This is a genomic window from Xanthomonas cucurbitae (assembly GCF_002939885.1).
Lineage (GTDB): Bacteria > Pseudomonadota > Gammaproteobacteria > Xanthomonadales > Xanthomonadaceae > Xanthomonas > Xanthomonas cucurbitae.
This window is the reverse complement of the sequence record NZ_MDED01000028.1, coordinates 45374-56526: the sequence shown is the minus strand read 5'-3', so window position 1 is coordinate 56526 and position 11153 is coordinate 45374. Positions and strand designations below refer to the sequence as shown.

The following is an 11153-nucleotide window of genomic DNA, read 5'->3' as shown; positions in this document are numbered from 1 at the left end:
ATGTTCGACTTGAATCTTCAGTGGGCGGCCCATTTCGATGACTGTCTGTGATGAGATGGCACTATTATATCATTATGTAAACACCCTCTAAGTGCCTGACTTAGCTGGGTATTCTGGCCGATTGATGATTCCGAGCGATGCACCTTGAGGTATCAATCTTGCCCAAGCCGCTGATGCTGTCGCGCTCGGCCGGGCTATCTGTCCGCTTTTTCTATTCCCATTGAACTGCGGGTCTGCGCTCGCTCGCGCCAGGGCGTTCGTCAACCTCTGCACGCGCTACCCCACGATGTGGCGCCCACAACCACTACGCCGCAGCTTCGTCATTTCCTTCCGCCCGGTCAGGAACTTCCCGATTGAGGCGTTCGGCGCCGATGCCCATAGTGCAGGCATCACCGATGCGAGCGCCATGAACACGACCTCCTCCCAGCTGGTTTCAGCGCTGATCAAGGGCATGCGCCGCGCCGAGTCTGCGCGGGTTGCCTCGCTTGCCTATCGCGCCGGGCCGGACGATCAGCTGGGGCGCTGCGGCACACCGGACAATGCCGAAAAGGTCCTCGAGATGTTCAAGCTCGATCCCGAGCAGATCCGCGATATGGGGCTGGTGGGGGTGGAGGAGCTGGGCGAGGCGGTGTGCCATGCCTGGTCGATCAATGCAGGCCAACTGGATCGCGTGGCGCAGTGGTTCACTGCACCACGCGTGGAGTTCGTGGGCAAGCACTGCAGGGAGCTGGTGCAGGCCGGGCGGATCGGACCAGTGCTGACCATGGCCCGCGAGCAGGCCTTGCTGCGTCATCGCTGAGTGTCAGCAGACCCTGTCGCGGCTCGGCGCTTTACGCTGGGCGGCGTAGCGGCAATACTGGCCGCCCGTCCGATCTCCGTTTCGTCAATGCGCCAGGTTCCGCTTGATTCACCCGCTGCTGCCAAAGCCAAATTGCTGGAAGAATTGCGCAACCTCGAGCAGGAAGAAGCGCAGCTCAAGTACGCTCAAACACTGGAAGCGTTCGACCAGGTCGTGGAAATACTGACCCAGTTCGCCAATCGCTTCAATACAAAACAGAAGTCACAGATCGCCTCGCTGGCCATGACGGGCAAGTCCAAGGGGCCGCTGTCGTCCACGGGCGAGGTGCTGGCCAAGTACTGGCTCCCACATTCGGGCGAAACCTGGTCCGGGCGTGGCCGTACGCCGCGCGCCTTCAAGGCCTGGGAAGGCACCAGTTCTTACAAGGAATGGAAGGCCAAGCATCCGGACAAGCGCTTTCCGCTCTATCCGGGCTGATCGTTTCTAGCCGATCGATTGGGTGTTGAACCGCCGCCGCACCGCGTCGAAGACGGTGCCCGGTGGGGCTGTGCCGCGATTGGCTCGCCGCCGCCCTGGGGCAACGGCGAGCCATCCTCACCTCAGGCTATTGATCGCTCTTGCACTCGAGCACCGAGACGCTGCGCGGTGGGGCAAGGAATTCGCCTGCGCCGGCCGGCATCATGTCCACGTCCAATGCTTCGTCGGTCGACAGCGCCAGCTGCCAGTGCACCGGCTCGTCGGTCGCGGGCAGGGTGAAGCTCACGCCCTCGTGGTAGGCGTTGATGACGATCAACAAGGTCGCGTCGTTGGCCAGCTCCTTGACGCCGGAGGTTTGCGCCTTGCCTTCCAGCAGCAGGCCCACCGAGCGCGCGCCAGCGTCGGTCCAGTGCGCATCTTCCATCTCGCTGCCGCCGGGATTGAGCCAGGTGAGATCGCGTACTCCGGCGTCCTCGTTGTACTGGCCATTGAGGAAGCGTCCGCGCGACAGGATCGGATAGCGCTTGCGCAGCTGGCTCAGTGCCTTGACGAAGTCGGTCAGGCGCCCGTCGGTGGGATCGTGTTCCCAGTTCAGCCAGGTGATTTCGTTGTCCTGGCAATAGGTGTTGTTGTTGCCGCCCTGTGTCTGCGCACGCTCGTCGCCGGCCAGTAGCATCGGCGTGCCTTGAGACAGGAACAGCGTGGCGAGCAGGTTCTTCATCTGCCTTTCGCGAATCTGCATGATTTCGACATCGTCGCTCTCGCCTTCCGCGCCGTAATTGCACGACCCGTCGTTGGATGAGCCGTCGCGATTGTCTTCGCCGTTATCGATGTTGTGCTTTTCGTTGTAGCTCACCAGGTCGCGCAAGGTGAAGCCATCGTGGGCGGTGATGAAGTTCACCGACGCCCAGGGCCGGCGCCCGCGGCGATCGAACAGATCGGCCGAGCCGGTGAAACGGGTGGCAAATTCCGCCAGCTTGCCGTCTTCGCCCTTCCAGAACTCGCGCGCGTTGTCGCGGAACTTGTCGTTCCATTCCGACCAGCCCGGCGGGAAATGACCCACCTGGTAGCCGCCAGGCCCGCAATCCCAGGGTTCGGCAATCAGCTTGACTTCCGATAGCAGCGGGTCCTGATTACAGGCGTCCAAAAAGCCGCCGCGTTGATCGAACCCGCTCGGCTCGCGCCCAAGAATGGTGGCCAGATCGAAGCGGAATCCATCCACATGCATCTCGCCGGCCCAGTAGCGCAGCGAATCGTTGACGAACTGGATCACCCGCGAATTGCTCAGATTGAGCGTGTTGCCGGTGCCGGTGTCGTTGATGTAGTAGCGCTTGTCTTCGGCCAGGCGGTAGTAACTCGCGTTGTCGATGCCCTTGAACGAGAGCGTCGGCCCCAGCTCGCTGCCTTCGGCGGTGTGGTTGTAGACCACGTCCAGAATCACCTCCAGCCCCTGCTTGTGCATGGCCTTGACCATGTCGCGGAACTCATCGCGGTGGCCGCTGGAGAGATAACGCGACTTCAGCGCGAAGAAGCTGATGGTGTTGTAGCCCCAATAATTGCGTAGCCCCTTGTCCAGCAGGTGCTGGTCGTCCAGATACGCGTGTACCGGCAGCAATTCCACTGCCGTCACGCCCAGGTCCTTGATGTATTGCAGTACCTGCGGCTGCGCCAGGCCGGCACAGGTGCCGCGCACGGCTTCCGGCACCTGCGGGTTGCGCATGGTGTAGCCGCGCACGTGGGTTTCGTACACCACCGTCTCGTTCCAGGGCGTGAGCAGGCGCGCGTCGTCTTCCCAGTCATAGGTGTCTTCGACCACGACGCATTTGGGCATGAACGGCGCACTGTCGCGCTCGTCGAAACTCAGATCGCCATCCGGGTGGCCCACCGTGTAGCCGTAGAGTTCGTCGGCCCAGATCAGGTCGCCTTCCAGCTCGCGCGCATACGGGTCCAGCAGCAGCTTGTTGTGATTGAAGCGATGCCCCTCGGTCGGCGCGTACGGGCCATGCACCCGGTAGCCGTAGCGCTGCCCCGGTTTGGCATCGGGCAGATAGCCATGCCAGATTTCATTGGTGTATTCGGGCAGGTCCACGCGTGTTTCGTTTCCCTGTTCGTCGAACAGGCACAGCTCTACGCGCGTGGCGTGTGCGGAAAATAGGCAGAAATTGGTGCCCTTGCCGTCGAAGACGGCGCCGCGGGGAAACGGACGCCCCTGGCGGATGCGGGAGGGGGTGGCGTAAGCCGCGCTTGCTGGACGTCGCATGGAGGAGTCTCGGGTGAGCCGGCATGCCGGCATTGAAGGGGCTCAAGCATTGCGGTTCCAAGCGTGCAAGACGCGTTACGGCAATCCGGGTGCGGCGTGAGGGTGTTGTGTGAGTTGCATGTGCGGATAAACGGTTGTGACGGTATGAGGTGCGGGCCTTCCGCGCGCAGGACGGCTCCGCTGCGGCAAGCAGGCCGCCGCGCTGCCAGCAGGCATGCGTTGGCGTGCGAGTTCTGACGGCTCGGTGCTTGAGCGTGGTGCAGACGCCCTGCTAGCATCCAACCCACTGGGGATGCGCGGCGTTCGTGTTGCTGCAACAGGCCCGGGCGCCATTGCTTCTACATTCATCGCTTCCATATTCTCGGGGCCGTCGCATCGCAGTCCGGTCGTCGCGCGCAGGCAGCTGCCCTGGATGTGCGACCGTTCCGGCGCACGTACGGGCTTGGGTCACCTCGTCACCAGACTCCGACCATGCCCAGGCCGCGCCGTACACCTGTCGCGATGAAGATCGCCATTCTTTCGCGCAACAGCAAACTGTATTCGACCCGTCGGCTTATCGAAGCCGGCCGCAAGCGTGGGCATACGGTGCGCATCCTGGATCCGTTGCGCTGTTACATGCGCATCGCCGCCGACGGTTTCAGCCTGCACTACAAGGGCAAGCCGATCACCGGGTTCGATGCGGTGATCCCGCGCATCGGCGCCTCGGTCACCCGCTACGCCAGCGCCGTATTGCGCCAACTCGAGTTCATGGGAACCTATACGCCCAATCCTTCCGACGCGATCCTGCGCTCGCGCGACAAGCTGCGTGCGCACCAATTGCTGGCGGCGCAGGGCATCGACATGCCCATCACGGTGTTTGGCGACAACCCTGACGACACCCAGGACTTGTTGTCGATGCTCGGCCCGCCGCCGCACGTAGTGAAGTTGAACGAAGGTGCGCAGGGCGCCGGGGTGATCCTGACCGAAAAGGCCAGCGCCTCGCGCGGGGTGGTGGAAGCGCTGCGCGGGTTGTATGCCAACTTCATCGTGCAGGAGTTCATCGGCGAAGCGGAAGGGGCCGACCTGCGCTGTTTCGTGGTCGGCGACCGCGTCGTCGCCGCCATGCGCCGCCAGGCCGCCGAAGGCGACTTCCGCTCCAATCTGCACCTGGGTGGCAGCGCCGCCATGGCCGAGGCCAGCGCCCAGGAGCAGGAAGTGGCGGTTCGCTCGGCCCGCGCGCTCGGCCTGGCCGTGGCGGGAGTGGACCTGATCCGCTCCGCGCGCGGCCCACTGGTGCTCGAGGTCAATTCGACCCCGGGTCTCGAAGGGATTGAAGGCGTCTGCGGCGTTGATGTGGCGACCCACATCATCGAGCATCTGGAGCAGGCTGGCCGTTGATCGGTCTGGCAGCATTTTATCGAAAAATTAACTAAAAAATAATCTCTGCCCCGCTAGCCTCTGCCGACCGTAGCTCCGCTCTCGGCAGTGACGGTGATCGGGAAGAACGTTTGGCCCGGGTGTCCCAGTGGCGCCCGGGCCTTTTTGTGACGGCTTGTTGGTTGCCGTGTTCAGGTTTACATTTCAGCAATCATCGAGTCATAGACGGACAGGCAATGCCATGAAAGGACCTCTGCTGCCGTGCATTGCTTCATCCGCCGGTGCGGCGGCCATGCAACTCGATGCCTGGCGGCCGTCCGCTTTACGGGCAGGGCGGATGCGGCGCGGCCAGCGCGCCGGCGTTAGCTGGGCACAAACCGGCACCGAAGCGCGCTGCAATGGCGTGCTTGTCCTGCAGCGCCTGCGGCTGGCGCCGCAGGGGAGCGGCGACGCCATGCAACTCACGCCAGAGTCAAGCGAGGCAGTGTTCAATGGCCGGCAATTGGCCAACATGCCGTTGACCAAGGCAGGCGAAGACGATCGGATGATCCGTCAGCGCGGTCGCGCCGTTGGGCTGTGTTTTCCCACCACGCAATGCATGACGGGCGCCGATGGCGCCGGCTACAAGACGGTAACAAAGACAAATTGACGCGGTTGCAACGCCGCCATGTGCGGACGCAGTCGGGGATGTGACCCAACAACGAGGTTCCAGTGCGAATTCTAGTAATCGAAGACAACAGCGACATCGCCGCCAATCTGGGCGACTACCTCGAAGACCGCGGCCACACGGTGGATTTCGCCGCCGATGGCGTGACCGGCCTGCACCTGGCGGTGGTGCACGAGTTCGACGCCATCGTGCTCGACCTCAACCTGCCGGGCATGGACGGCATCGAAGTCTGCCGCAAGCTACGCAACGAAGCGCGCAAGCAGACCCCGGTACTGATGCTCACCGCGCGCGATTCACTGGACAACAAGCTGGCCGGTTTCGACTCCGGCGCCGACGACTACCTCATCAAGCCGTTCGCGTTGCAGGAAGTGGAGGTGCGCCTGAACGCCCTGTCGCGTCGCGGCAAAGGCGTGCACACCCGCGTGCTGGAAACCGGAGATCTGGAATACAACCTGGACACGCTGGAAGTGCGCCGTCGCGGCAAGTTGCTGCAGCTCAACCCCACCGCGCTGAAGATCCTGCAGGCGCTGATGGAAGCCTCGCCCGCCGTGGTCACCCGCCAGGAACTGGAAACCCGCGTCTGGGGCGAAGAGCTGCCGGATTCGGATTCGTTGCGCGTGCACATCCATGGCCTGCGCGCGGTGGTCGACAAGCCGTTCGATGTGCCGATGATCCAGACCCGCCACGGCATCGGCTACCGCATCGCCTCGCCCGATGCCTGAGCGTCGTCCTTCCGGAGACATGTGTTGCTTGGGGCATACCGTTCTGGCCCCAGAGGATCTCCGTTATTTCAGTGATTGATGTAAAGTTGGCAAATCGACGCAAAATATTACGTCGATAGGTTGTAGGTGGATAGCAAGCATGTCTAAACAACGAGGAGAGTGAGTGATGAGAAAGTTATTCGCTATTGTCATGTTGGCTGGGCTGTCACTTGGGGCAGGGTCTGCAGCAGCTGCCAAGGCGTCATGCACTATTTGCACTTCCACTAGCTACGATTTAGGGTGGCTTGGAACATGGTCTTTTGACACTGGTTGCCATTCAGCGCCCTCTTGTTCCAACCCATTTTGATCGCTATAGGTTTGCAATGGCGGTCCAAGTGGACCGCTATTTTTGCGGAGTGTAATTTTCTGATTTTTGTGATTATCTGCAATATCGGCAGCCTTCCGCCGGTCCCGCCATGAGGCCCGAATTAGTGGGGCGAATCAGCAAAAGCCGAAACAGGCGGCGTCTACGCACCCGCATCATTCTGTCGTTCTTGTTGTTCGGTACTGGGCTGGTGATCCTGTTCGCGCTTGCGACTGTCTGGGCCAATCGATACATCGAAACCAAGATGATCGAGGACGTGATGAATCGCAACATCGAAGTGATGGCGCGGTCATATGCGGCGAGTCCGGATGTGAAGCCTACGCTTCAAGTCGAAGAGATGTACGCGCGTGCGGTCAATCCTAACGATCCGGAGGCGATGGCGCGGCTTGCGCGAGATTTCCCAGGGTGGGGAAAGATGCAAGAAGGCATCCAGGGCTACAGCGGAACAGATGAATTCAACAAACCGCTCGTGTACAAGGTTGCGGTGCGAAAAACGCCAAATGCCTGGTTTTTCCTCGCTTACGATACGACGCGAGCCAGTGTTGCGCAGGATAGGTTAAGAGCCTGGTTGTATGTTGCGGTGTTGTTGTTTGGTTTTTTCTCGCTGCTGATCGGTCGGTGGTCGGCGTCCAAGGTGATGCGTCCGGTGTCGGATCTGGCCGCGCGCCTGCGTGCCTACCGCGGCGGCACCAGCGAGCCCAAGCCGCTGGCCGCGCACTTCCCGGACGATGAGGTGGGCCAGCTGGCCGAAGCGCTGGACGACTACTCTGCACGGCTCACCGAAGTGGTACAGCGCGACCGCGAATTCAACGCCGACGTCAGCCACGAACTACGCACCCCGTTGGCGGTGATCCGCGGTGCCACCGAATTGCTGCTGACCAAGCCCAATCTCGACGAGAAGGTGCTGCAACGGCTGCAACGCATCCAACGTGCCGAGCAACAATGCAGCGACCTGATCGGCTCGCTGCTGCTGCTCTCGCGCAACGAACGCGGGCAGGGCAGCAGCAACGTGACCAAGGTGGCCGAACAGTTGATCGACTCGCACCGCGCCCAACTTGGCGGTAAACCGCTGGAGCTGCTGCTGGAAGGCGAGCGTGACCTGGTCATCGACGCGCCCGAGTCCGCACTGTCGGTGGCACTCGGCAACCTGATCGGCAATGCGGTCAAATACACCCAGGACGGCCAGGTACGCGTACGCGTGCTCGGCGACGCGGTGGATGTCATCGACTCCGGCCCGGGCCTGAGCGAGGAAGACGCCGCCAAACTGTTCCAGCGCGGCTATCGCGGCACCCACGCCGGCCATTCCCAGGGCGGCGGCATCGGCCTGTCGATCGTCAGCCGCTTGTGCGACCTGTACGGCTGGCGCGTGAGCGTACGGCCGGGGCAAGAGCGCGGCGTCATCGCAACACTAGCGTTCCGTCGCTAACCAACCAATCGAGCTTGCGTAGGAGCGCACCCGGGCGCGAGGGCTTTGTACGCAGACCTCATCCGGAGATGGGGCGGTCCACGGTGTCCCCACGTGCTGGCGATGTCAGTGCGGAAAGGAGCACACTGGGGGCGGTTGAGCGTCGCACAGCGCAGCACAAAACGCGGAAAAGGGTCTTATCAGGTGCAGCGGAAGCCCAAAGATCCGTTCGATGTCAGCGTATATAGCGGAGGTACGCCGCATGTAACACGCGGGCCTCGTACTCAAGGTGTGCTTTATCGCCATCGTTGGTAATTACATCATCAGCCAGCGCAAGTCGCTCACAACGTTCCGCTTGTGCGGCAATCATCTTATCGGCCAGCACCGGCGCGCTGCCATCGCGCTGCACCAATCGGTCGCGCTGCAGTTCCACTGGCGCGTCCACCACCAAGATGCGGTCCAGCCAGGGATAGGTTGTTCTTCCCCCCGCTTCGGTAAGAAGCGGAATGGCGACAATTGCATAAGGACCCTTGGCTGCCAGCGCAGTGCGTCGCAGCTCCGTCCGGATGGCCGGGTGGGTCACCGTTTCCAATGCCTGGCGTTGGCTTGGATCGGCAAATACGATCTCGCGGAGTGCCCGTCGGTCCAGCGTGCCATCCGGCAACAGGATGCTCGGCCCGAAGCGGTCCACGATGGCATCGAGAATCGGTCCTGGCGCCACGACCTGCCGCGCCACGACATCGGCATCGATCACCGGCACGCCCAACTTCTCGAACTCGGCCGCAAGGGCGCTCTTGCCGGAAGCAATGCCACCGGTGAGGCCGACGATGAAGTCGCTCATCGTCGTGCCGTGCTCAACGCAGGCCTGCAAAGCGCAGGTAGCCGTCCACCAGGTCGTTACCCCAGAAGAACACCACCCAGCCGGCGATGGCGAGGTAGGGGCCGAACGGGATCGGGGTGGCGCGGTCGCGGCCCTTGGCGACCAGCCAGATGGAGCCGAGGATGGCGCCGACCAGCGAGGAGATTAGGATGATGGGCAGGATGCCTTTCAGCCCGCACCAGGCACCGAGCGCCGCCAGCAGCTTGAAGTCGCCATGGCCCATGCCTTCCTTGCCGGTGAGCTGTTTGAACAGCCACCACACCGTCCACAGCGACACATAACCGACTGCCGCGCCGAGCAGGGCAGGCTTGGCCGGCATGTAGAGATTGTCCATCGAGCCGACCAAGCCCAGCCACATCAGCGGTAGGGTCAGCTGATCCGGCAGCAGCTTGTGACGGACGTCGATGCCGGACATCGCCACCAGAAAGCAACTCAGCACGATCGCGCCGAAGCCCTGCCAACCGAAGCCGAAGCGCCACACGCTGGCCACGCACAGGAAGGCCGTGAGCAGCTCCACCAACGGGTACTGGATGGAGATCGGCTGGCCGCTGTAGCGCGATTTGCCACGCAGCAGTACCCAACTCAGGACCGGGATGTTCTCCCACCACTTGAGCTTGTCGCCGGTGACCGGGTCGTGCGAGGGCTCCACCACGATCCCCGGCGGCGGCGGCTCGTACAGCTCCGGCAGCTCCAGGATCTCGCGCGCATCGCGCCGCCACTGCCACTCCATGCGCTTGGGCAAGCGCAGGATCACCACATTCAGGAAGCTGCCGATCAGCAGCCCCAGTCCGGCCGCGGCGGGAAAGCCGAGACCGGGATGCTGGTCGAGAAATGCCATTAAGTCTTAACCCACCACTGCGCCGAGTTTGAAGATCGGAAGATACATGCCGATGACCATGCCTCCTACAACAACGCCGATAAAGACCATAATCATCGGTTCGAGCAGACTGCTGAGTGCATCCACGGCATTGTTCACCTCCTGCTCGAAGTATTCCGCTACCTTGAAGAGCATGGCATCTAGCGCGCCCGCTTCTTCGCCAATTGCAGTCATTTGAATGACCATGTGTGGGAAAAGGTTTACCTGTTTCATCGCCATGTTGACAGGGTATCCCACGGATACATCGTCACGCATGCGGAGCACCGCATCTTCGTAAACGCGATTACCAGTGGCGCCAGCAACAATGCCCAGCGCCTCCACCAGTGGGACGCCAGCCTTGAAGGTAACAGCAGTCGTGCGCGCGAAGCGCGCAATCGAACTGTTATGCATGATCTGACCAATAACAGGTACTCTCAATATAAGTCTGTCCATGGCATGTTGCATGCTCGGCGAGCGCTTATAGGCGAAGATGAAGCCAGCAATGGTGCCTGCTACAACGAAAAGCATGATCCACCAGTAGCTCACCATGAAACGTGACGCTCCAACGATCATTTGGGTAAAGGCAGGTAACTCGGCGCCGAAGCCTTTAAAAACCTCTTCAAATTGAGGAACAACAAAAATGAGCAGGATGGCGCTGACAATAAGGGCAACTGCGATCACCATGGCTGGGTAAAATAGGGCCTTTTTGATCTTGCCCTTTAGCGCTTCTATGTTTTCTTTATAAGTGGCCACCGTATCTAGTACTGTCTCTAAAACACCTGCACCTTCACCTGCTCGCACGAGATTTCGGTAGAGTTCATCAAACTGTACGGGATGCTTGCTGATTGATTCGTAGAGCGAGGATCCGCCCTCGATATCCGTTTTTACTTGGCCTACCATCTTTTTCATACGTGGGTTTTTGTGACCCTCACCGATGATCTCGAGTGAGCCTACAATCGGCACCCCCGATTTCATCATGGTCGCCATCTGGCGGCTGAAAAATGCAATATCTTTTGGCGTAATTTTCTTGCCTGCAGCGCCGAACAGCGGCTTGGGCTTGAGCTTGACTACCGAAGGATTGATACCTTGGCGGCGAAGTTCCGCACGCAACATGTTCATGTTGCGCGCAGTCTGCTCGCCTTTCATCTTGATTCCGCGCTTATCGGTTCCTTCCCAGAGGAATAGCTGTATCTGTTGACCGGTGCTGCGGTCCACCGTTTGCTTCTTTATGGCATTACGTGCGACAGACATTGCGAGTTCTCCCCATCGGCCATCCCCAGGCCGGAGCTAGCGGCATGATAGCGCGTTTGAGGAAGCTCGGCATTGGGATGTAAAGAAGGGCGTGCGCCTCAAAGTGCGCATCAAAT

At 61.1% G+C, this 11153-nt stretch carries 10 protein-coding genes; 6 read left to right on the top strand and 4 right to left on the bottom strand.

What is annotated here, in order from left to right:
• Positions 1-406 precede the first annotated feature (406 nt).
• The gene (locus XcuCFBP2542_RS14555) at positions 407-799 is read left to right on the top strand and encodes a hypothetical protein (protein ID WP_104604311.1); all 393 of its coding nucleotides are present in this window, start codon (positions 407-409) and stop codon (positions 797-799) included.
• Positions 800-886: 87 nt separating this feature from the next.
• The gene (locus XcuCFBP2542_RS14550; RefSeq protein ID WP_104604301.1) at positions 887-1276 is read left to right on the top strand and encodes an H-NS histone family protein; all 390 of its coding nucleotides are present in this window, start codon (positions 887-889) and stop codon (positions 1274-1276) included.
• A gap of 127 nt (positions 1277-1403) precedes the next feature.
• Here XcuCFBP2542_RS14550 and glgX read toward each other — a convergent pair whose 3' ends face one another.
• Positions 1404-3536, bottom strand: coding sequence for a glycogen debranching protein GlgX (gene glgX / locus XcuCFBP2542_RS14545; RefSeq protein ID WP_104604299.1), 2133 nt, complete (start codon positions 3534-3536; stop codon positions 1404-1406).
• A 501-nt stretch (positions 3537-4037) separates the two neighbouring features.
• Between glgX and rimK the strand changes: the two genes are divergently transcribed.
• From rimK to XcuCFBP2542_RS14525, 4 genes are all read left to right on the top strand, one after another.
• A complete protein-coding gene (gene rimK, locus XcuCFBP2542_RS14540) occupies positions 4038-4913 on the top strand; it encodes a 30S ribosomal protein S6--L-glutamate ligase (RefSeq protein WP_483887896.1) in 876 nt (291 codons plus the stop codon).
• A gap of 271 nt (positions 4914-5184) precedes the next feature.
• Entirely contained in the window at positions 5185-5541 is a 357-nt protein-coding gene (locus tag XcuCFBP2542_RS14535) for a hypothetical protein (RefSeq protein ID WP_146090337.1), read from the top strand.
• Positions 5542-5603: 62 nt separating this feature from the next.
• Positions 5604-6281: a response regulator transcription factor gene (locus XcuCFBP2542_RS14530; RefSeq protein WP_003490678.1), complete on the top strand. Its 678-nt coding sequence runs from the start codon at positions 5604-5606 to the stop codon at positions 6279-6281.
• A 455-nt stretch (positions 6282-6736) separates the two neighbouring features.
• Positions 6737-8071 carry a sensor histidine kinase gene (locus tag XcuCFBP2542_RS14525; protein ID WP_104604293.1) on the top strand — a complete coding sequence of 445 codons (1335 nt, stop codon included), beginning with the start codon at positions 6737-6739 and terminating at the stop codon, positions 8069-8071.
• A gap of 214 nt (positions 8072-8285) precedes the next feature.
• Here the strand turns inward: XcuCFBP2542_RS14525 and coaE are convergent, their stop codons facing one another.
• From coaE to XcuCFBP2542_RS14510, 3 genes are read right to left on the bottom strand one after another with little or no spacing between them, the layout of a single operon-like run.
• Positions 8286-8891: a dephospho-CoA kinase gene (gene coaE, locus XcuCFBP2542_RS14520; RefSeq protein ID WP_104604291.1), complete on the bottom strand. Its 606-nt coding sequence runs from the start codon at positions 8889-8891 to the stop codon at positions 8286-8288.
• A gap of 13 nt (positions 8892-8904) precedes the next feature.
• Positions 8905-9768, bottom strand: a complete 864-nt coding sequence (locus tag XcuCFBP2542_RS14515; RefSeq protein WP_104604289.1) for a prepilin peptidase — start codon at positions 9766-9768, stop codon at positions 8905-8907.
• A 6-nt stretch (positions 9769-9774) separates the two neighbouring features.
• Positions 9775-11037: a type II secretion system F family protein gene (locus XcuCFBP2542_RS14510; protein WP_104604287.1), complete on the bottom strand. Its 1263-nt coding sequence runs from the start codon at positions 11035-11037 to the stop codon at positions 9775-9777.
• Between the last annotated feature and the right edge of the window lie 116 nt (positions 11038-11153).